The organism is Symbiobacterium sp., assembly GCF_040797425.1.
Classification (GTDB): domain Bacteria; phylum Bacillota; class Sulfobacillia; order Symbiobacteriales; family Symbiobacteriaceae; genus Symbiobacterium.
Genome location: NZ_JBFNEH010000002.1, coordinates 106,292 through 127,953 on the forward strand (window position 1 = coordinate 106,292; position 21,662 = coordinate 127,953).

General features: G+C 66.7%; 19 protein-coding genes. 17 read left to right on the forward strand and 2 right to left on the reverse strand.

The genetic code is table 11. The annotated features are described in order from the left end of the window. Positions 1 to 2 precede the first annotated feature (2 nt). Positions 3 to 1,253, forward strand: coding sequence for a cation:proton antiporter (locus tag AB2385_RS01235; RefSeq protein ID WP_367653087.1), 1,251 nt, complete (start codon positions 3 to 5; stop codon positions 1,251 to 1,253). Positions 1,254 to 1,319: 66 nt separating this feature from the next. Here the strand turns inward: AB2385_RS01235 and AB2385_RS01240 are convergent, their stop codons facing one another. Then, positions 1,320 to 2,132: a pyrroline-5-carboxylate reductase dimerization domain-containing protein gene (locus AB2385_RS01240; RefSeq protein ID WP_367653088.1), complete on the reverse strand. Its 813-nt coding sequence runs from the start codon at positions 2,130 to 2,132 to the stop codon at positions 1,320 to 1,322. A gap of 190 nt (positions 2,133 to 2,322) precedes the next feature. On the opposite strand from AB2385_RS01240, the gene prfB reads away from it, so the two are divergent. From prfB to AB2385_RS01315, 15 genes are all read left to right on the forward strand, one after another. Continuing rightward, a protein-coding gene (gene prfB / locus AB2385_RS01245; protein WP_367653089.1) for a peptide chain release factor 2 occupies positions 2,323 to 3,442 on the forward strand; the annotation gives its coding sequence in 2 pieces (ribosomal slippage) (positions 2,323 to 2,391 and positions 2,393 to 3,442; 1,119 coding nt in all). Positions 3,443 to 3,470: 28 nt separating this feature from the next. Further along, on the forward strand, positions 3,471 to 3,896 hold the full coding sequence (locus tag AB2385_RS01250) for a hypothetical protein (RefSeq protein WP_367653090.1): 426 nt from the start codon (positions 3,471 to 3,473) through the stop codon (positions 3,894 to 3,896). Between the two features lie 42 nt (positions 3,897 to 3,938). Further along, positions 3,939 to 4,685 carry a WecB/TagA/CpsF family glycosyltransferase gene (locus tag AB2385_RS01255; RefSeq protein WP_367653091.1) on the forward strand — a complete coding sequence of 249 codons (747 nt, stop codon included), beginning with the start codon at positions 3,939 to 3,941 and terminating at the stop codon, positions 4,683 to 4,685. A gap of 229 nt (positions 4,686 to 4,914) precedes the next feature. Beyond that, a complete protein-coding gene (ftsE, locus tag AB2385_RS01260) occupies positions 4,915 to 5,604 on the forward strand; it encodes a cell division ATP-binding protein FtsE (protein WP_367653092.1) in 690 nt (229 codons plus the stop codon). Then, the gene (ftsX, locus tag AB2385_RS01265; RefSeq protein ID WP_367653093.1) at positions 5,594 to 6,517 is read left to right on the forward strand and encodes a permease-like cell division protein FtsX; all 924 of its coding nucleotides are present in this window, start codon (positions 5,594 to 5,596) and stop codon (positions 6,515 to 6,517) included. The genes ftsE and ftsX overlap by 11 nt, the downstream gene beginning before the upstream one ends. A gap of 17 nt (positions 6,518 to 6,534) precedes the next feature. After that, positions 6,535 to 7,695: a murein hydrolase activator EnvC gene (locus AB2385_RS01270; RefSeq protein ID WP_367653094.1), complete on the forward strand. Its 1,161-nt coding sequence runs from the start codon at positions 6,535 to 6,537 to the stop codon at positions 7,693 to 7,695. Between the two features lie 158 nt (positions 7,696 to 7,853). Next, complete coding sequence (locus tag AB2385_RS01275; RefSeq protein WP_367653095.1) at positions 7,854 to 9,086, forward strand: S41 family peptidase; 1,233 nt, start codon at positions 7,854 to 7,856, stop codon at positions 9,084 to 9,086. 133 nt (positions 9,087 to 9,219) lie between these two features. Then, positions 9,220 to 9,894 (forward strand): hypothetical protein, encoded by a 675-nt coding sequence (locus tag AB2385_RS01280; RefSeq protein ID WP_367653096.1) that lies wholly within the window; start codon positions 9,220 to 9,222, stop codon positions 9,892 to 9,894. Between the two features lie 164 nt (positions 9,895 to 10,058). After that, positions 10,059 to 10,589, forward strand: a complete 531-nt coding sequence (locus AB2385_RS01285; protein WP_367653097.1) for a hypothetical protein — start codon at positions 10,059 to 10,061, stop codon at positions 10,587 to 10,589. A 342-nt stretch (positions 10,590 to 10,931) separates the two neighbouring features. Beyond that, positions 10,932 to 12,623 carry an ABC transporter substrate-binding protein gene (locus AB2385_RS01290; protein WP_367653098.1) on the forward strand — a complete coding sequence of 564 codons (1,692 nt, stop codon included), beginning with the start codon at positions 10,932 to 10,934 and terminating at the stop codon, positions 12,621 to 12,623. 162 nt (positions 12,624 to 12,785) lie between these two features. Next, positions 12,786 to 13,769, forward strand: coding sequence for an ABC transporter permease (locus AB2385_RS01295; RefSeq protein WP_367653099.1), 984 nt, complete (start codon positions 12,786 to 12,788; stop codon positions 13,767 to 13,769). A 14-nt stretch (positions 13,770 to 13,783) separates the two neighbouring features. Next, entirely contained in the window at positions 13,784 to 14,641 is an 858-nt protein-coding gene (locus tag AB2385_RS01300; RefSeq protein ID WP_367653100.1) for an ABC transporter permease, read from the forward strand. A gap of 204 nt (positions 14,642 to 14,845) precedes the next feature. Continuing rightward, the gene (locus AB2385_RS01305; RefSeq protein WP_367653101.1) at positions 14,846 to 16,561 is read left to right on the forward strand and encodes an ABC transporter substrate-binding protein; all 1,716 of its coding nucleotides are present in this window, start codon (positions 14,846 to 14,848) and stop codon (positions 16,559 to 16,561) included. A 138-nt stretch (positions 16,562 to 16,699) separates the two neighbouring features. Then, positions 16,700 to 17,686: an ABC transporter permease gene (locus AB2385_RS01310; RefSeq protein WP_367653102.1), complete on the forward strand. Its 987-nt coding sequence runs from the start codon at positions 16,700 to 16,702 to the stop codon at positions 17,684 to 17,686. 12 nt (positions 17,687 to 17,698) lie between these two features. Further along, on the forward strand, positions 17,699 to 18,607 hold the full coding sequence (locus AB2385_RS01315; protein WP_367653103.1) for an ABC transporter permease: 909 nt from the start codon (positions 17,699 to 17,701) through the stop codon (positions 18,605 to 18,607). A gap of 94 nt (positions 18,608 to 18,701) precedes the next feature. Here the strand turns inward: AB2385_RS01315 and AB2385_RS01320 are convergent, their stop codons facing one another. Further along, positions 18,702 to 19,427 carry a heptaprenylglyceryl phosphate synthase gene (locus tag AB2385_RS01320; protein WP_367653104.1) on the reverse strand — a complete coding sequence of 242 codons (726 nt, stop codon included), beginning with the start codon at positions 19,425 to 19,427 and terminating at the stop codon, positions 18,702 to 18,704. 79 nt (positions 19,428 to 19,506) lie between these two features. On the opposite strand from AB2385_RS01320, the gene uvrB reads away from it, so the two are divergent. After that, on the forward strand, positions 19,507 to 21,477 hold the full coding sequence (gene uvrB, locus AB2385_RS01325; protein ID WP_367653105.1) for an excinuclease ABC subunit UvrB: 1,971 nt from the start codon (positions 19,507 to 19,509) through the stop codon (positions 21,475 to 21,477). The last annotated feature ends 185 nt before the right edge of the window (positions 21,478 to 21,662 follow it).

The window sequence follows — 21,662 nt, forward strand, 5'->3', positions numbered from 1 at the left end:
CCATGGAACACGCGGTCTTCCAACTGGGTCTCGCACTCGCCCTCATGGCGGCCGCAGGCTATCTTGCCGCCCGATTGCGCATTTCCAACGTGCCATTCCTGATCGTCATGGGCATGCTGCTCGGTCCGCACGCCCCCAAGATCGGGATGATCGACCTCACCTTCATCGACAGCGCCCCGCTCATCGAGTTCATGGGGCGCCTGGGCGTGCTGTTCCTGCTCTTCTACCTGGGGCTTGAGTTCTCCATCGGACGCCTGGTGAAGGCCGGCCGGAAGATCGCAGTGGCGGGCACGATCCACGTGGGGCTCAGCCTTCTCTGCGGCTTCGTCTTCGGAAAGCTGATCATGGACTGGCCCCTCAAAGAGGTGCTGGTGGCGGCCGGCGCCATGACCGTCACCTCCAGCGCAATCATCGCCAAGGTGCTGGTCGACCTGAAGCGCACGGCGAACCCGGAGACCGAGCTCATCTTGGGTATCGTCATGGCCGACGACCTCTTCCTGGCGGTCTACCTCTCCATTGTCTCCGGCTACGTGCTGAGCGGCGCGACCTCGGTGGGCGGAGTCCTCCTGTCGGCGGGCACCGCGTTCGGTTTCATGCTCGCCGTCCTCGTCCTCAGCCGGCTGGCGATGCCGTGGATTAACCGCTTCCTGGGCAAGCTCTCTGACGAGATCTTCCTGCTGGCGGTCTTTGCGGCGCTGATGCTCGTCGCCGGCATCGGCGAGTCGCTGCACGTGGCCGAGGCCATCGGCGCCCTCCTCTTCGGCCTGGCGCTGGCAGAGAGCGAGCACCGGGAGCGCGTGGAGCACCTCATCCTCCCATTCCGGGACTTCTTCGGTGCCCTGTTCTTCTTCAGCTTTGGCCTCTCCATCGACCCCTTTGGGCTCGGCGGGGCCGTCCTGCCTGCGATCATCGCCGCACTGGTGAGCGCGATCGGCAACTTCACGGCGGGCATGCTGGCCGGCCGCTCGGCCGGGCTCTCGCACAAGGCCTCGTCCAACATCGGCCTGACCATCGTCGCCCGCGGCGAGTTCTCCATCGTCATGGCGAACCTGGGCGCGGCGGGCGGCCTGATGCCGATCCTCCAGCCGTTCGCGGCCCTGTACGTGCTCATCCTGGCCGTGGTCGGGCCGCTGCTGGCCAAGGAGTCGAAGACGATCTTCAACCTGCTCAACAAGATCTTCCACTGGCAGAAGCCGGCACCGCAGCGCAAGATTGCCCTCCCCACCGTGTCGGGCGGCGGGGGGCAGGACTAGCCGAACCGTGTTCTGCCGCGATCAGGGCCGCTTCCCCGCCGGGGGAAGCGGCCCTCAGGCATCTGCTCAGAGATCCAGCCGGGATCGTTGCACCTCTTCGTGGGCGGCCGTGGCTCCCAGCACCTCCTCCCAGAGGCGGGCGAAGAGCGGGCGCAGCGCTTCGACGCCCGCGGCGGCCACGCCGCCGGGCGTCGACACCCGGTCGACCACGTCAGCGAAGGTGTACCCGTGTTGCTCCATCAACTCACAGGTGGCCCGGGCGGTCTCCCGCACCATGACCTCCGCGGCCGCGCGGGAGAGGCCCGGCGCCCTGCTGCAGGCGGCCAAGGCCAGGGCGTGGAGGGCATAGCTGACGAAGGCCGGGCCGCAGGCGGTGAGGTCGGAGGCGGCGCGCACGTCTTCCTCGGCGACGACGTGCGGCGTGCTGACAGCGCTCATCAGCCGCACGAGCAGGGCGCGGTCTTCGTGGGTGCAGCGCTCGCCGAAGACCAGCAGCGATGCGCCCCGGCCCACGGCGTGCACCACGGACGGGATGACCTTGGCCACCCGGGCCGGGGTCCGCTCCTCCAGCATGGCCACGGTGACGGTGTTGTTGATGGCGACCAGCAGGTGATTCCGGGTTATGTACGGTGCAATCTCCGCCAGGACGGCTCCCGTGTCGCCCGCCTTCACACAGAGGAAGACGGCGTCGCAGCGCCGCACGAGGTCGCCGTTGCTGTACGCCTGCTGCACACCCGGCAGCGCCTCCGCTACCCGGCGTCGCTTTTCCAGCGTGCGCGAGTGGATGACGACCTCGTCCGGCCGAAGCGCCCCCGCACGCACCAGTGCGGTCACCAGGAGCCGGCCCATGTTGCCCATGCCGATGAAGCCCACTCTCATCGGGGGTCCCTCCTGCGCCTGATTCACTGGTTCCCAGAGTATTCGGGGGTGAGCCCGTGGGTCACCGACTGCGCCTGCAGAGATCCGGCCCCTCCGTCCGGGCGTGTCTCGGTCGGTCCGACCCCGTGGACCCACAACTGGGCGAATGGTACAATGCACAACGTGAACACATCTGGGGAGGCTGCTTGACATGTACGATGAACTGGCTCGCCGTGCTCAGCGGCTGGAGGAGAAACTCACCGAACTCAGGAGGTCTCTTTGACGTCGACCGGCGGCTCGAGGAGATTGCAGCGCTGGAGCACCAGCTCGCCGCGCCTGATTTCTGGAACGACCAGGAGAACGCGCAGCGGGTCACCCGTCAGGTCGCCCAGCTGCGCGCCCCCATCGAGCAACTGGAGGGCTACCAGCGCCGGCTCGAGGACCTGAAGGTGATGGTCGACCTCGCCGAGGAGGGGGCGGACGCCGAACTGGCGGCCGAGGCGCAGCGCGAGACCGACGAGTTGGAGCAGCAGGTGCACAAGCTGGAGCTGCAGGTGCTGCTCAATGGCAAGTACGACTCCTTCAACGCGATCCTCAGCATCCACGCCGGTGCCGGCGGCACCGAGGCTCAGGACTGGGCGGAGATGCTCCAGCGCATGTACGTGCGCTGGGCCGAACGCCGCGGCTTCAAGGTGGAGGAGCTGGACCGCCTGGAGGGCGAGGAGGCCGGCATCAAGTCGGTGACGATGGCCGTGCGGGGGCCCTACGCGTATGGCTTCCTCCGTCCGGAGATGGGCGTGCACCGCCTGGTGCGCATCTCGCCTTTCGATGCGTCCGGGCGGCGGCATACCTCCTTCGCCGCCGTTGAGGTGATGCCCGAGATCGAGGAAGACGTGGACGACGTGGAGATCCGGCCCGAGGACCTGCGCATCGACACGTTCCGGTCCAGCGGCGCGGGCGGCCAGCACGTGAACAAGACGGAGTCGGCCGTGCGCATCACCCACCTACCCACGGGCATCGTGGTCACGTGCCAGCAGGAGCGGTCGCAGATGCAGAACCGGGCGGTGGCCATGATGATGCTCCGCTCCAAGCTGGTGGAGCTGAAGATCGAGGAGCAGAACAAGGAGATGGCCCAGGTGAGGGGCCCGCAGATGGAGATCGCCTGGGGAAGCCAGATCCGCAGCTACGTGTTCCAGCCCTACACCCTGGTGAAAGACCACCGCAGCGGGGTGGAGGTGGGCAACGCCCAGGCGGTGATGGACGGCGACCTCGATCCGTTTATCTACGGCTACCTGGAGAAGCGGGCAAGCGGTGGACTGTCTCGACCCTGATTCGGCCCAGGAAGGGAGCAGAGACCGGATGGCGCACCGATCGAGGCTGCTGTGGCTGTTGGTGGCGGCCGGAATCGCCGGCGGGATGTTGGCCGGCCGGGTGATGGCCCAGGGGAGCGAGCCGGGCACCGGCGGCGACCCACTGGTGACCCGATCGTTTGTGGAACAGTACGTGGAAGAGATGGCGGTCTACCGCGTCGTCAACGTGTCCAAAGGCCAGCGGGTGATCGGCGAGGCGGGCACCGAGATGGTGCTGCGTTCCGGCCGGGCGACGGCCATCGTGTCGGAGCTGGGCGGGCTGCTGGACGCAACCCAGGGCATCGACACCCCGGGAGGGGCCGAGATCCCCAAGAACCACCTGATCGTGGTCCCGCGCAGCGACGGCCGCGGCTTCTACGCGGAGACCAATTTGGTTCTCATGGTGAAGGGCAAGATCACGATTGAGACGGAGTAGGCGCACCGCCCGCGGCGCGGTCGCACAGTGGTGGCAGACAACATGAAGCGAGTGCAGATCCTCTCGATTGCCGTGGACCGCGTGACCATGGCCGAGGCGGTGGAGCGGTGCCTCGGGTTCATCGACGCGGGCGGCCCGCACCTGGTGGTTACGCCCAACGCGGAGATTGCCGCCGCGGCCGCACGCGACCCCGATCTGGCGGCCATCATCAACGGCGCGGACCTGGTGGTGCCCGACGGCATCGGCGTGGTGGCGGCCTCCCGCCTTCTGGGCGATCCCCTGCCGGAGAAGGTGGGGGGCTGCGACCTGGCCACCAACCTGCTCGCGGCGCTGGAGCGCCGCGGCGGGGGGCGGATCTTCCTGCTGGGGACGCGCCCGGAGGTGGTGGCCGAGGCGGCGCGGCGCCTGGCGGACGCCTACCCCCACGTCGACGTGGTGGGCTGGCGCGACGGCTTCTTCCGTCCGGAGGAGGAGCCGGAGATCCTCGCGCAGATCCGGGAGGCCCGGCCCGACGTGCTCTTCGTCGCCCTGGGCTCGCCGAAGCAGGAGCGCTGGCTGCACCGCCACCTGCGGAGCCTGGGGGTGCCGCTGGGAATGGGGGTCGGCGGCACCATCGACGTGTGGGCGGGCGCGGTGCCCCGGGCCCCGGAGTGGATGCTCAGGGCCAACCTCGAGTGGCTCTACCGCATCGTGCGCCTGCGCCGGGTGAGCCGCAGCGTTCCGCCGCTCGTGCGGTTCGCACTGGCCGTGCTGGGCGAGCGCTGGCGGCGGGGCCGGAGCCACAAATAAGAACGACACGACCCACCCGGGCCGCCGGGTGGGTCGACGCGTGTCGGGGGCTGCGATGGTGCGATCTACCAGTGCAGCCAGAAACGGAATGAGCTAGAATTTCAGCGGTAGGAAGGGAAGGGTTGGCCATCCGTCGAACACCCTCCCCAGGTTCTATTTTAGACATTTGGATAATGAAGGATGGAATCGATCCGCGGCGTATACGAAGTAAGCGGTGGGGTGATCCCGCGTGATCCGTTTCATAAATGTTACCAAAGTTTACCCACATATGAAAACACCTTCCCTCGACGGGATCAACCTGGAGGTTGACCGGGGGGAGTTTGTCTTTCTGGTTGGCCCTTCGGGCGCTGGCAAGTCGACCCTGCTGAAGCTGCTCTACCGGGAGGAGGTGCCCACCTCCGGCCAGCTCCTGATCGACGGCAAGGATGTGGCGAAGCTGCCTCCCCGGGCGGTGCCCTACCTGCGGCGCAACCTCGGGGTGATCTTTCAGGACTTCAAACTCCTGCCGGACCGCACCGTGTTCGACAATGTGGCCTTTGCGCTGGAGTGCACCGACGTGCCCCGGCGGGAGATCATGCGCCGGGTGCCGGCGGCGCTGGAGTTGGTGGGGCTGCGGCACAAGAGCCGTGCGCTGGCGGCCGAGCTTTCCGGCGGCGAGCAGCAGCGGGTGGCGGTGGCCCGGGCCATCGTCCGCAATCCCGTGCTGGTGATCGCAGACGAGCCCACAGGGAACCTCGACCCCGAGAATACGTGGGCGATCATGAACCTGCTGAACCAGATCAACCAGATGGGCGCCACCGTGGTCGTGGCCACGCATGCGGCCGAGATCGTCGACAGCATGAAGAAGCGCGTCGTCGCCCTGGAACGGGGCCGCGTGGTGCGGGACGAGAACAGGGGGACGTACGGCCATGAGTCTTAGGGGATGGGTCAGCGCGCTGCGGGACGCGCTGCACAACACGCGGCGGGGGAGCCTGATGTCCCTGGCCTCCGTCCTCTCGGTGGCCGTGACGCTTCTGGTGCTGGCGGTGGTCTCGCTGCTGGCCGTGAACCTCGAGTACTGGGCAGCCACCGCAGAGAGCCAGGTGGAGATCAAGGGTTACCTCTGTACGGCCAAGCGGGACGAGGTCAAGTGTGGAGGGCGTGACCTGACCCAGGCGGAAACCGAGGCCATTCTCGAGCGCATCCGCCAGATGCCGGACGTGGTGCAGGTCACCTTCCTCAGCCGGCACGAGGCGCTGGAGCAGATGAAGCAGGCCGATCCCTCCCAGGCGGCGATCTTCGAGGGCTACGAGGGCGACGAGAACCCGCTCTCCGATGAGGTCTACGTGAAGGTCCGCGACGTGGAACTGGTCCCCGCCGTGGCGGAGCAGATCCAGCGGCTGGACGGCGTCGCCAAGGTGGACTACGGCAAGGAGATCGTGGCAGACCTGCTGGCCTTCACCCGGGCGGTGCGCATCGCAGGGCTGGGGCTGGTGCTGCTGCTCCTCTTCGCCACCGTGCTCACCCTGTCCAACACGATTCGCCTCTCGGTCTACGCCCGCCGCCGCGAGGTCTCCATCATGAAGTTGGTGGGCGCCACCGACTGGTACATCCGCCGGCCGTTCGTGCTGGAGGGCATGCTGCTCGGCGCTGTGGGCGCCGGACTGGCCGGCGGTGTGACCGCCTGGGGCTACATGCGCCTCGCTCCGGTCATCCAGCAGTCGGTGCCCTTCCTGCCCGTGGTGCAGCCTTCACTGGTCCTGGCCGACCTGGTGCTGGGCCTGCTGCTCCTGGGCGCGGCGCTGGGCGCCGTGGGGAGCTACTTCTCGCTGCGTCGCTTCCTGAAGGTCTAAGGGGGGTGTCGGATACCGTGCGCAGGGGACATCGCTGGGTCTCGATGATCGCCACAGCGCTGCTCCTCAGTCTCTTGGCGCCGCTCTCCTCCGCCCCCGCCCGGGCGAGCGACATCCGGGCGCAGCTGGAGCAGGCGCAACGTGACCTGGAGGCGGTGCGGCAGAAGCAGGCCGAGGTGCAGAACGAGCTGGCCGACCTCGCCTTCCAGGCCGAGGAGGCGGAGGCCCAGCTCAGGCTGGTGGAGGCCGAACTGATGGAGGCCAACGCCAACCTGGCGGTGATCACGGCCGAGTACGATGAGGTCTCAGCTGAACTGGAGCAGGTGGAGGCCGAACTGGACGAAGCCGAGGCCCGCTACCGGGAGAAGCGGGACGTGCTGGGCGACCGCATCCGTGCCCTCCGGGAAAACGGGCCGGTCGACTGGATCTCCGTGCTCTTCGGCGCCGCCTCCTTCCGGGATTTCGTCAGCCGCGCCGAGGTTCTCTCGATGATCGCCAAGAAGGACCGTGAACTGGTGGAGCAGGTCACCGCCGAGAAGCTCGCACTGGAGGAGAAGCAGCGCGAGGTGGAGGGGCGGAAGACCCGCCTGGCTGCTCTGAAGACCGAGGCGGAAGAGTACCAGGCTACGGTCGTGGCCAAACGGGCCGAGCGGGAGCAGGTCTCCCGGTCGCTTGCGGAGCGACGGGAGGCGCTGGCGGCACAGCTGGATGAGATGGAGTGGTACAGCCAGCAGCTCGCCGAACAGGTGGCCGCCCTGGTGCGGGAACTAAACCGCCAGGCCGGCGTGTTTGCCCCGATCCCGCCGGTCACCCCGGTGGTGATCACCGATCCGTTCGGGATGCGGTGGCACCCGATTCTCGGCACGCAGCGCATGCACTATGGTACGGACTTCTCCGCCAGCTGGGGGCAGACCGTCCGGGCCATCGAGTCCGGTGTGGTGCTTCAGACCAGCTATGACGACGTGTACGGCAACCTGGTGATCATCGACCACGGCGGCGGCATCACCTCGTGGTACGCGCACAACAGCGAAATCCTGGTGTCCGAGGGTCAGGCGGTGAGCCAGGGCGATCCGATCGCCCGCGCCGGATCCACGGGCTGGTCCACCGGCCCGCACGTGCACCTGGAGATCCACGTTGACGGCGTGCAGAAGGACCCGATGGATTACATCAACTGGTAGTCCAACCCCGACACGGCGGGGCCCGTGCCGCAGGCGCGGCCGGGCCCCGTTTGGGCGTGTGGAACTTGTTTGACCACGGCGGAACGCAAGGAGTATACTCCTAGTCAGGCTCTGATAGACATGGGGGAGAGGCTTGTTCCAAGAGAGGATGACGTGTTGTGGATGAGCGCCGCAACGGATGGCTGCTCTCTGCGGTCGCGGTGGCCCTGCTCACCGTGGTCAGCTACACCGCAGGGGCTCTCGGCCTGATTCCCTGGGCGAACGAGCAGGTCTCCCGGCTGGTTCAGCCGCGCACACCGGTGAGCAGCTCGACCTCCGGCGTGCAGGTGCAGCGGCTGGAGGAGCTGATGCAGGCGATTCAGTCCCAGTACGTCGAGCCGGTGGATGCGGAGACCCTGAACGTGGGCGCCCTGCGGGGGATGGTCCAGGCGCTGGGCGACCGCTACTCGGTTTACTACACCGCCGAGGAATACCAGGCTTTCGTGCAGAACTTCGAGCCCACGTTCAGCGGGATCGGCGTGACCGTTGAGATCTCGCAGAAGACGGGCCTCCTCACGGTGGTCTCCCCCATCAAGGGCAGCCCGGGCGAGAAGGCCGGCCTGCGCGCGGGCGACGCGATCATCGAGGTGGACGGGAAGAGCATCGTCGGCATGAGCCTGAACGAGGCCGTCGCCCTGATCAAGGGGCCGAAGGGCACCCAGGTGCGCCTGGTGGTGCAGCGGGAGGGGGAGAACGACCTGCTCCACTTCACCATCACCCGCGACACCATTACCGTGCCGGTGCTCGACTACCGCATGGTCGACAAGGAGGCCGGGGTCGGCTACCTGCGGCTCTTCGAGTTCAACAAGAAGGGCGCCGCGGACCAGGTGAAGGAGGCGATTGAAGACCTCCGCAGCCAGGGGATGACCCGGCTGATCTTCGACGTGCGGCAGAACCCGGGCGGCCTGCTGAACGAGGTGGTGGAGATCGCCTCGCTGTTTGTACCCGCCGGCAAGCCGGTGGTCTACATCGTCGAGCGGGGCCAGGAGGAGCGAGTGATCTCTTCCACGGGTGCCGCCACCTGGGACATGCCGCTGGTGGTGCTGATCGACGGCGGCAGCGCCAGCGCCTCGGAGATCCTGGCCGGCGCGGTGAAGGACACCCAGGTCGGCGTTGTGATCGGCGAGAAGACCTTTGGCAAGGGCTCGGTGCAGACCTTCTGGCGGCTGCGGGATGGGTCGGGCATCAAGCTCACCACCGCCAAGTACCTGACGGCCGGCCACAACTCCATCGACGGGGTGGGCGTGGAGCCGGACGTGGTGGTGACCAACCCCGACCGCATCATCCCCGGCGATCCGGGCGACCCGCAACTGGAGGCCGCCATCCGGTACATCAAGGAGATGACCCGCTAGACCCAGGCCGGGGCCTGCGGCCTTCCGCGCCGCAGCTGCCCCGGCCCTGCCGCGCCCGCAGGCCACGCTGCGGGCGGGTTCGCTGTTCACCAAAGCCTGTTCCGGCTCATACCCTGCACACAGGGGTGAGCCTATGGCAACCAGGATGTCGCGCACCGGCGGCGACGTGGATGTGTCCGTTGTACCGGGACCGATCCGGGGAGGGCACTGTCCCACCCCGCGCGAGATCGTCGTGGTAGACGCCAGGAAGGTGTTTGACTTCTGTACACAAGAAGACGTGCTGGAGCGCTGCTTCACCATTCCGGACCTGGGTGAGGACGCGTCAGTGCTGGACTGCCGCATCACCAACATCACGTGCGAGGAGATCATGGACCGGGAGCCGGTGATGAACGGCAACGGCCGGGCCGTGGTCTCCGTCCAGATCACGCTGACGCTGCGCCTCACCATCATGCCGGATCTGGGCCAGTCCCCGATCACGGTGGAGCGCACCGTCACGTTTCCGAAGCGGGTGGTCCTCTGCGCGCCGGAAGGCACGCAGGTCACCTGCGACGTGCAGGGGACCTGCATCTGCACGGTGCAGCCGGACGCGGCCGACGGAGAGCCCAACGTCTGCTGCACCATTCAGCTCTGCACCGTCCTGACGGTCACCGCGAACGTGAAGTTGCTGGTCCCGTCGTTCGGCTCCGTGCGGGCCCGGCGGTGCCCCTCGGCGGCCTCGCCCGCGGGCTGCCCGCCGGAGGTGGAGGACTGCGACCCGCCCTTCGGCCAGGAGGCCGCTGAACGCAACCACCGCAACTGCGGCTGCTGACGGCCGCCGGACGTTCCGCCCGTCGGCCGCCGCACTCGACGCACCGGCGCCGGACCTCCGGCGCCGTTTGTGCGCGCCCGGTTCATGGGGCCAAAGGGCACCCGCGCGACATAACATGGAGCAGGCCGGCTCCGCGCCGGTTGAAGGGGGGTTCATGTCCAGACGTGAGACGCGATGTCGTCTGCATCGAGGCGAAGAAGGTGTTCGACTTCTGCGTTCAGGAGCACCACGTGGAGCGGACCTTTCGCGCCAGCGGGATCGCCGAAGACCACCACGTCGAGGTCGACTGCCGCATCGATACTCACGAGGTCACCTGCCGGGAGGTCTCCGAACGCAAGTGCGTGGACCACCATGACCACAAGGAGGTGGTCTGCCTCGCCATTGAGGTACCCGTAACGCTGCGCCTGGTGAGCCGTACCACCGGGAAGGTTCTGCGCCGGCTGCACAAGAAGGTGCTGATTCCCAAACAGGTGGTACTCACGTTGCCTCCCGGGGCGGAGGTAGACTGCGAGGTTACGGGGGACTGCTGCTGCGTTTTCGACCACGACAACGAGGAGGTTCACTGCGCCTTCGATCTCTGCATCGCCGTCAAGTCCAAGGGTACCGTGGAGGTGCTGGTTCCCGTGTTGGGCGACTGCAAGCCCCGGGAGTGCCGCGCCACCCGTGACCGGTGCCGGTCCGTGGACGAGTGGTGATGGGGACGGAGGACACCAACTCGCCGGGGCGAGCCCGCTCGCCCTGGGTACACAGCCGTACAGAGCAAGGGTCACCGAAACATAGATCCCGAACGTTTGAGGACCGTGCCGGTGTCGCCCATCGTCAGGAGCGCTGTTGGTGTTCCGGCACCCCGCGGCGCCCGTCCGTTGGCCTTGGGGGCGAAGAGTGGCCTTCGCGCGCCTTCGGTCACTCATGGATAATTTCGAAATAATTAGGCACTAGTTTTATAATCCATAGAATTTCACTGAACGGTTACTCCCCCTGTTGCCGTCACATTAACGCCTAGACAAATGCAGGCAACGCCGAAAAGGGGGATCACCATGCGAACCGGACGCAGAGCTGTCGCCCTGCTGAGCCTGCTGGTGGCCGCCAGCCTGGTGCTGGCTGCGTGCGGGCCCAAGCCGGGAACCAACGACAGCGGAACCCAGAGCGAAACTCCCCCGGCGCAGAGCTCCGGCCAACCCGCCGTGGGCGGGGAACTCAGGTTGTTGCTGGCCAAGGAGCCTGACAGCTTCAACCCGATCCTCCACGCCACCGTCTACGGCGCCGAGATCGTCTCGCAGCTCTACGCCACGCTGTTCGAGTTCAACGAGAAGTACGAGCCCCGGCCGAACGTCGCCGAATCCTGGACCATCTCGGATGATCAGCTGACACTCTCCATCAAGCTCCGGGAGGGCATCCGGTTCACCGACGGCACCGACCTGGACGCCGAGGACGTGGCCTTCACCCTGGAGGCGATCATGGATCCCGCCTACACGGGGCCCCGGGCCGCGTCGCTCGCCGACGTGGAGTCCGTCGAGGTGGTGGACAAGTACAACCTGAAGGTGCACCTGCGTCGTCCCTCCGCCCCGCTGCTGATCAACCTCAACCACGGCATCCTCTCCAAGGAGGCCTTCGAGGGTGTGGCCATCGCCGACATGGACAAGGCCCCGGCCAGCATGGAGGAGCCCGTGGGCGCCGGTCCGTACAAGCTGAAGGAGTATGTCCGCGGCCAGTACGTGATCCTGGAGCGGAACCCTGACTGGTTCCGGTCGGCGGAGTTCGGCGGCGCACCGTTCATTGAGCGCATCATCTACCGGATTATCCCCGACAGCCAGACGGCCCTGGCCGCTCTGCAGAGCGGCGAGATCGACCGCCTGACCCCCGAGCCGGCGGACGTGGCGCTGCTGGAGCAGCAGTTCGCGGACAAGCTGACCGCCTACCGCTGGGAGCGCAACGGCTTCGGATACATGACGCTGAACACGGCCAGGCCGCCGCTGGATGACAAGCGGGTCCGCCAGGCACTGACGCTGGGCCTCGACCGCGAGGCGATCATCAGCGGCGTACTCGAGGGGCGGGGTACCATCCCGCCGGGGCCGATTCCGCCGCTTTCCTGGGCCTACGACGACTCCGTCCAGGTGTCTGGGCGTGACGTGGCCAGGGCCAGGCAGCTGCTGGAGGAGGCCGGGTTTGTACTGAACGAGAGCACCGGCATCTACGAGCGGGACGGCCAGCCCCTGAAGCTGACCTTCTTTGCCGCCGCAGGCGCCACGACTCCCGAGGCCATCGCCTCCATCGCCCGCGCCAGCTGGAAGGAGATCGGCGTTGACCTCGAGGTGCAGATGGTCGAGTTCAACGCCATGATGGACAACTACGTGCGGCCGGGCAACTTCGACATCACCTTCGGCTCTTTTACGATGGGGCTGGACCCTGACACGCTCTACTACCTGTTCCACAGTTCCGCCGGCACTCCGGACGAAACCGGAAAGGTGAACGGCTTCAACCTGGCCCGGTTCCGGAACGACCGGGTGGATGAACTGCTGGAGAAGGCCCGCACCGAGTTCGACCAGGCCGAGCGCAAGGCGTACTACGCCGAGGTCCAGCAGATCATCGCAGACGAGGCGCCGGTGATCATGGTGTACACCAACGTCTACACCGACTTCGTCAACAAGCGGGTCAAGGGGGTCGTCAACTTCCCCGGCGCCGGGGCCAGCAGTGACTTCATCTACCGCTGGTATATCGAGGAGCAGTAGCGGCTGTCGGTGGTGGGCTGTGAGCGCCGAGCGGTTGTCAGTGTGGGTTGGGGGGAGGTTGCAATCGCTGCGTGCACCTCGCCCCGGCCCACACTTTCGCTGCTTTCGCGCATCCGACCTGATGAGGCCGTGCCACCGCCCATGCCCAGACGGGGTGATTCCATGGGCCGATACCTGTTCAAGCGCCTGCTGAACACGATCCCGCTGCTCATCCTGGCCACCCTGCTCTCCTTCGCACTCATGCAGATGGCCCCGGGCGGCCCGGAGAACATCCTGCTTTCGGCCGAGGACGCCAGAATCGATCCGTCCCGGGCGGCGGTCCTGCGCGAGCGCTGGGGACTGGACGATCCGATCCCCGTCCAGTACGTGCGCTGGCTGGGCAACGTGATTCGGGGGGATTTCGGCAACTCCTACTTCTACCGGCGGCCGGTTTCCGAGGTAATCGGCGCGGCGCTTCCGGCCACGATCCAGCTGCAAGCGGCCGCCATCATCCTGACGTACCTGATCGCCCTGCCGCTGGGGGTGCTTTCGGCGGTGCGGCGGCGCTCCCGGATCGACCGCGCCGTGACCGGCCTCGCCTTCGCAGCCCAGGCGGCCCCCAGCTTCTGGGTGGCCATCCTCCTCATCTGGGGCGTGGCGCGGAACGCCGACGGCCTCATTCCCACCCACGGCATCGCCACCCCGGGTGTCGACCTGGAGACGTGCGGCCTGCTCGCGGTACTGGCCGACCGGGCCCGGCACATGGTCCTGCCGGTGACCGTCCTGGTGTTCGGCAACCTGACCAGCCTCACCCGGTACATGCGCTCCAGCATGCTCGAGGCGCTGCGGGAGGATTACATCCGCACGGCCCGCGCGAAGGGCCTGCCCGGCAAGGTTGTGGTGTATCGACACGCGCTCCGCAACGCCCTGTTGCCGGTCGTTGCCCTCTCGGGGGGCGTGCTCGCATCCCTGGTGGGAGGATCGGTGATCACGGAGACGATCTTCGCGTGGCCGGGCATCGGCCGCGTGAGCCATGACGCGGCGGTGCAGCGGGACTACACCGTTTCCATGGCAATCCTGCTCATCTCGGGCGTGCTGACGCTGATCGGCTTTCTGCTGGTCGACCTCGCGTACGTGTGGGTCGACCCGCGGATCCGGTACGACTAGAGGGGGCGTCGGCGATGGCAGCGCCCGAATCCACATCTCCGCTGCGGCAGGTGGCGAGGCGGTTTGTGCGCAACCCCGCCGCAGTGGCCGGCCTGATGGTCCTGCTCTGCCTGGGCCTGGTGGCCCTCTTCGCCCCGCAGCTCGCCCGCGAGCCGCTGGACGCGATTCACGTCGACCAGCGCCTCCGGCCACCGGGCCCCGGGCACCCCTTCGGCACCGACAACCTGGGGCGTGACGTGCTCTCGCGACTGATCTGGGGGGCGCGCACCTCGCTCTCGGTCGGCCTTGTCGCCATGAGCGTGGCCGTGGGAATCGGGACGGTGGTGGGGGCCGTGGCCGGCTTCTACGCCGGAACCTGGGTCGACCTGCTCTTCATGCGCATCGCCGAGGCGATCAGCATCATCCCGGTCTACTTCCTGGTGGTCACGGTGGTCGCCGTGGTGCGCCCCTCCCTCCTCAACGTGATGCTCGTCATTGGTCTCACCTCGTGGCCGGGTCCGGCCCAGATCGTGCGCGCCCAGTTCCTCAGCCTACGGCAGCGTGCGTTTGCCGAGGCCTCCCGCGCCGTGGGCGTCGGCGACGCCAGGCTCATCTTCCGGCACATCCTCCCCAACGCATCGGGGCCCATCATCGTGTCGGCCACGCTCGGCATCGGCAACGCCATCCTGGTGGAGTCGAGCCTCTCGTTCCTGGGCCTCGGGGCGCAGTATCCGCAGACCTCGTGGGGGCAGATGCTCTCCCAGGGGCGGCAGTTTCTGCTGCAGGCGCCGTGGGTCTCCCTGGTCCCCGGGCTCGCCATCTTCCTGGTGGTCATCTGCTTCAACTGCGTCGGCGAGGGCCTGCGGGAGGCGCTTGACCCCAAGATGGACTAATAACAGAATTTCCATACTATACCCCGGACAGTCGCCCGGGGTTTTTATCATGGTAGAGAAGCAAAAAGTGTGCGACGATATTCAGATAGGTTTATGTAAAAGAAAAGATGATAGTAGACCTCGAAGAGGAAATTCGGATGAACCGGTGAATCAATGGTGTAGTCTGATGAGTAGCACCTGCACAGAGGAGGTAGAGCACGAGAGATGAGAAGGAACCGGAAATCCTTTGCCGTCATCGCAGCCATGCTGGCGCTGAGCGTACTGCTGGCTGCGTGCGGCTCCAAGTCGACGGCGCCTACCACGACGCAGCCCAGCACTCAGGCCCCGTCTTCCGAGACGTCGTCGACGACGCCGTCTGACTCCGCGTCCGAGAGCGGGCCCAAGGTGGGCGGTGAGGTCACCCTCCGTCTCGCTGCGGACCCGGACAGCCTGAACCCGATCCTGTATTCGACCGCGTACAGTGGGATGGTCACCAGCCTGGTCTACTCCGGCCTGTTCTGGTTCGACACCGACTGGTCCCCGAAGGGCGACCTGGCCAAGGAGTGGGAGACCCTCGATGATGGCCTGACCTTCCGGGTCAAGCTGCGTGAGGGCGTCAAGTTCCACGACGGCAACGAGCTGACGTCCGAGGACGTCGTCTTCACCTTCAAGACGATCAAGCACCCCGACTACCAGGGTCCGCGCGCCGCTGACCTCGAGCCCATCGAGGACATCGTGGCGGTGGACAAGTACACCGTCGACTTCAAGCTGAAGGAGCCCTTCGCGCCGATCATCCACAACATCACCTACGGCATCATGGAGAAGAAGCTGTTCGAGGACGTGGAGGTTGCGGACCTGGGCAACCACAAGTACTCCTGGGAGCCCATCGGCACCGGCCCGTACATCTTCAAGGAGTATGTGCGCGGCCAGTACGTCCTGCTCGAGCGGAATCCCAACTGGTTCCGCAGCGAGGAGGAGAACGGCGGTCCCTTCATCCAGACCGTTCGCATGAAGGTCATCCCGGATGACCAGACCGCCCTGGCGGCGCTGGAGAACGGCGAGATCGACGTGGATACCCCGCCGCCCATGGAGGTCAAGCGGCTGCTCAGCGACTATGAGGGCAAGCTGATCCCCGTCCAGTACCAGCGCAACGGCTGGGGCTACATGCTGCTCAACACCACGAAGCCGCCGCTCGATGACTACCGCGTCCGTCAGGCGCTCACCTACGCCCTCGACCGCCAGGCCATCATCGACGGTGCGCTGGACGGCGAGGCCGTGGTGCCGCCCGGTCCGATCCCGCCCGTCTCCTGGGCTTACAAGGATGATCTGGTGACGCTCGATTACAACCCGGCCAAGGCCGAGCAGCTGCTGCAGGAAGCCGGTTACACCAAGAACGCCAGCGGCATCTACGAGAAGGACGGCCAGCCGCTGAAGCTGACCTTCTACGCCACCGCCAACAACACCACCATCGAGTCGCTCTCGACCATGGCGCGCCAGATGTGGGGCGACGTCGGCATCCAGGTCGACGTGCAGTACATGGACTTCAACGCGATGCTCGACACCAAGCTGGCCCCGGGTGACTACGACATCTCCTTCATGGCGTTCAACCTGAGCCTTGACCCCGACAGCCTCTATGCCATCTTCCACGGCAGCCTGGCCCAGCCCAACGCCGAAGGCCTGGTCATGAGCTTCAACCGGATGCGCTACAACAACCCCGAGGTGAACGCCCTGCTCGAGGAAGGCCGCCGCGAGTCTGATCCGGACAAGCGCAAGGAGATCTACGGCCAGGCCCAGCAGATCATCGTCAACGACGCGCCCGTCATCCTGATCTACTCCAACCTCTACACCGACTTCCACACCCCGCGGCTGAAGGGCGTCGTCAACTTCCCCGGCGGCGGTGCGACCATCGACTTCCTGCACAGGTGGTACATCGAGGAGTAACATCCGAGTCGCAGCGCACAGAGTGGGGGGGGGGGCGGGGGGGCCCCCCCCCCCCCCCCCCCCGCCTGGGGGGGGGGCCCCCCCCCCCCCCCCCCCCACTCTGCCCGCTCTAGCTGAAACCGTGAGGTGGTGACCGGGATGGCTCGTTACCTGACCAAACGAGTCCTGAACATGATCCCGCTTCTGTTTATCGTTACGGTGCTCTCCTTTACCATCATGCAGCTGGCGCCCGGCGGGCCGGAGTACGTGCTCCTCTCCGGCGAGGCCGACACCTCGACCGACCCCCTGGCAGCGGAACGGCTCCGCGAGAAGTGGGGCCTCAACGACCCCATTCCGGTCCAGTACCTCCGCTGGGTGGGCAACCTGCTGAAGGGAGATTTCGGCCGCTCTTACTACTACCGGATTCCCGTAGCAGAGGTGCTCGGTGACGCGCTGCCCAACACGCTCCGGCTGAACCTCGTGGCGCTGACCCTCATCTACCTGATCGCTATACCCCTTGGGGTGATCTCCGCCGTCCGTCAGTACTCCAAGACGGACATGATCGTGACCGCCACCGCTTTTGCGGGGCAGGCCGCCCCCGACTTCTGGGTGGGGACCCTGCTCATCTGGGGCGTCGCCATGAACTCGGGCGGCCTGATTCCCACCAACGGCATTGCCACGCCGGGCGTTACCCTGGCGACTCACGGCTGGCTTGCGGTCCTGACCGACCGGGCGCGCTACATGATCTTGCCGACGGTGGTGCTGGTCTTCGGCGGCATCACGGGCCTCACCCGCTACATGCGCTCCAGCATGCTGGAGGTGCTGAAGGAGGACTACGTGCGTACGGCGCGGGCCAAGGGGCTTCCGGAAAAGGTCGTCATTTACAAGCACGCGCTCCGCAACGCGCTGCTGCCGATCCTGGCGATTTCGGGCGGCCTGCTGAGCAGCCTGGTGGGCGGCGCGGTCATCATCGAGACGCTCTTCTCGTGGCCCGGCATCGGCCGCGTGGCGTGGCAGGCGGTCAACAACCGGGACTACAACGTCTCCATGGCGGTCATGCTGCTGGGCGCCGTCCTGACCATGATCGGTTACTTGCTGGTCGACATCGCCTACGTGTGGGCCGACCCGCGCATCAAGTACGAGTAGGGGGGAACTGCCGTGGCTGCACCGTATCTGAGCCAGGAGGCCGAAGACCAGCTCCAGGGCCTAGCCCAGGAGGAGAGCCAGTTCCGGCAGTTCGTCCGCCGCTTTGCCCGGAACAAGCTGGCCGTAGCCGGCCTGGTGACCCTGCTGATCCTTTACACGGTGGCCATCTTTGCCCCACACATCGCCAGTGAGCCGCTGGACGCGCGGGCCAACCTGGCCGAGCGCTACCTGCCGCCTGGCAGCCCGGGGCATCCGCTGGGCACGGACAACCTGGGCCGCGACCTGCTCTCGCGCATGATCTGGGGTAGCCGCATCTCGCTCTCCGTCGGCTTTGTGGCGATGGGCGTGGCCGTGCTGATCGGCACCCTGGTGGGCGCCATCGCCGGCTACTACGGCGGCACCTGGATTGACATCATCCTTATGCGGATCGCCGAGGCGATCGACGTCATACCAGTTTTCTTCCTGCTGGTAACGGTGGTTGCCGTTCTCAGGCCCAGCGTCTTCAACATCATGGTGGTGATCGGCCTCACGTCGTGGCCGGGCCTTTCCTACATCGTGCGCGGCCAGTTCCTGAGTCTGAGGCAGCGGGACTTCACCGAGGCTTCCCGCGCCATGGGCGCCACCGACCGCCGGCTGATCTTCCGCCACATTCTGCCCAACGCCATGGCGCCGATCATCGTCTCCGGCACCCTGCGCATCGGCTACGCGATCCTGGCCGAGGCGGGACTCTCCTTCCTGGGGCTGGGCGCGCCGCCGCCTGCGGTCTCGTGGGGGCAGATCCTCTCGATGTCGCGGTCGCTCCTGAGCAAGGCCCCCTGGATGATGCTCTATCCGGGCCTGGCGATCTTCATCACGGTGCTCGCTTTCAACTTCGTGGGCGACGGCATCCGCGACGCCCTGGACCCCAAGTTGAAGCGTTGAGCTGTCCGCACCACAGGCGTATGCCGCCCGATTTCCCCGGCGGAGAGGCTGGGAATCGCGGCGGTTTTTCGTTTCCCGCCGCGGCGCCCGGCGCTTAACGGACCGCTGCCACCGTTTCGGCCAGCAGGTCCGGTTGATCGTAGACGAGGTTGCCCACCACAATCGTGTGCGCCCAGCGGGCCGCCAGGGCAGCCTCCCGGGCGGAGCGGATGCCGCCGCCGTAGACCACGTGCGCCGTGCCGGCGTTCTCCCGCACCGCCTGGAGGAGGGCCATGTCACCGAATGTGCCGCTGTACTCCACGTACAGAATGGGAAGCCTGAGCAGGCGCCCGGCCAGCGCTGCCCACGCGGCGGCCTCCGCAGGGGAGAGGCGGGTGTTGGCGTCCGTCAGCCGGGCGGCCGTGCAGTCGGGGTTGAGGACGAGGTAGGCCTCGGGGACCAGCAGGTCCCAGGGGATGTACTCGCCTACCACGGGAAGCAGGTGAGCCAGGGCCGCCGCCTGCGCCCCGCCCAGCCAGCGACTGTCAGGCGCGTTCAGCACCAGTGGGATGAAGAAGACCGCCGGCCCGGGCACGGCCGATTCCAGCGTGGAAACCTCCAGCGCTACCGGCACGGGCGCGTCGGCAAGGCGGGCCAGGAGCCCCAGCACCGCCTCCTGCGTCATGCCCGTGGAGCCGCCGATCACGATGGCGTCGGTGCCGCTCCGGTAGACGGCCTCGAGGGCCTCGGGCGGGAGAGGGCGTTCGGGGTCCAGCTTGGTCACGTGCCGCCACGCCCTCCAGTCCGGGGCGGGGGGCCAGGTCACCGGGGATGTGGACATACAGATCCTCCTCCGGGTTGGCAAACGTATGTTTGCGGGGTATACTGTATGGTGCGACCACGCCGAGGGGGGCGATCGGGTGAAGCCGTTCAAGGTAGTCTCCAACTTCGAGCCGCGGGGTGATCAGCCCAAGGCGATCGAGGCGCTGGCCGAGGGGATCATGCGGGGGGCGCGCGAGCAGATCCTGCTGGGGGCCACGGGCACCGGCAAGACCTTCACCATCGCGAAGGTCATCGAGAAGGTGCAGAAGCCCACGCTGGTGCTGGCCCACAACAAGATCCTGGCCGCGCAGCTCTGCTCCGAGTTCCAGGAGTTCTTCCCGGAGAACGCCGTGGAGTACTTCGTATCTTACTACGACTACTACCAGCCGGAAGCCTACATTCCGTCCACGGACACCTACATCGAGAAGGACGCCCTGATCAACGACGAGATCGACAAGCTGCGCCACTCGGCGACGATGGCCCTGTTCGAGCGGCGCGATGTGATCATCGTGGCCTCGGTCTCCTGCATCTACGGCCTCGGCTCCCCGTCGGACTACAAGGATCTGGCCGTCTCCCTGCGCGTGGGCAACCAGGTGGACCGGGACTACATCCTCCGGCGGCTGGTGGACATCCAATACGAGCGGAACGACACCAACTTCGTGCGCAACAAGTTCCGGGTGCGGGGCGACGTGGTGGAGATCTACCCCGCCGGTGCCCACGAGCGGGCGGTGCGGGTGGAGTGGTTCGGCGACGAGATCGACCGCATCTCCGAGTTCGACCCCCTCACCGGCGAGATTACCGGCACCATGAACCATGTGGCCATCTACCCGGCCAGCCACTATGTGGTGGCGGACGAGAAGCGGGAGCAGGCCCTGATCTCGATCGAGGAGGAGCTGGAGGAGCGGTTGAAAGAGCTGCGCGCTCAGGGCAAGCTGCTGGAGGCGCAGCGGCTGGAGCAGCGCACGCGGAACGACCTGGAGATGCTCCGGGAAATCGGCCACTGCCCGGGTATTGAGAACTACAGCCGGCACCTGACGGGCCGGGCCCCGGGCGAGCCGCCCTACACCCTGCTGGACTTCTTCCCTGACGATTGGCTGCTGGTTGTGGACGAGAGCCACGTGACCATCCCGCAGGTGGCGGCGATGTATAACGGCGACCGATCGCGCAAAGAGACGCTAATCGAGTACGGCTTCCGCCTGCCCTCGGCCGCGGACAACCGGCCGCTCAAGTTCTCCGAGTTCGAGGAGCGCATCAACCAGGTGATCTACGTATCGGCCACGCCCGGACCTTACGAGCTGGAGCGGGTGCCGCCGTCCCTGGTGGTGGAGCAGATCGTGCGGCCGACGGGCCTGCTGGATCCGGAGGTGGAGGTGCGGCCCACCAAGGGGCAGATCGACGACCTGTACGGCGAGATCCGGGCCCGGGTGGCGAAGAACCAGCGGGTGTTGGTGACCACCCTGACCAAGCGGATGGCCGAGGACCTGACGGAGTACCTGAAGGAACTCGGTGTGAAGGTGCGCTACATGCACTCGGACGTGGAGACGATCGAGCGCATGCACATCGTGCGCGACCTGCGCCTCGGCGTCTTTGACGTGCTCGTGGGCATCAACCTGCTGCGCGAGGGGCTGGACATTCCCGAGGTCTCGCTGGTGGCGATCCTCGACGCGGACAAGGAGGGCTTCCTGCGGGCGGAGCGCTCGCTGATCCAGACCATCGGCCGTGCGGCCCGCAACGCCGAGGGCAAGGTGATCATGTACGCCGACACGGTCACGAAGTCGATGCAGCGGGCCATCGACGAGACCAACCGCCGCCGGGCCATTCAGATGGAGTACAACCGCCGGCACGGCATCGTCCCGAAGACGATCGTGAAACCGGTGCGCGACGTGATCCAGGCCGTCAAGCCGGCCGGCGAGGCCGGCCCCGCCAACCTGCTGGATACGCCGCGCCACGAGATCCCGAAGCTGATCGACAAGCTGCGCAAGGAGATGCGGCAGGCGGCGAAGGACCTCGAGTTCGAGCGGGCGGCGGAGCTCAGGGACCTCATCATCGAGCTGGAGAAGCGGAGGTAGTCACAAACCCCACCACCAGTCTGTAGGTTCACAGCAAAATGGCGACTGATCACACGAAAAGGACGACTGGTTCACACGAACAGGCCACTGAAGACCCCGGTGTCTGGACAGTCTACCCAGCACCCCTTGCTCCACCTGGCTCGCCCGGAGGTACACATTGCCCACCGTCTCTTCGCCGATCTCGT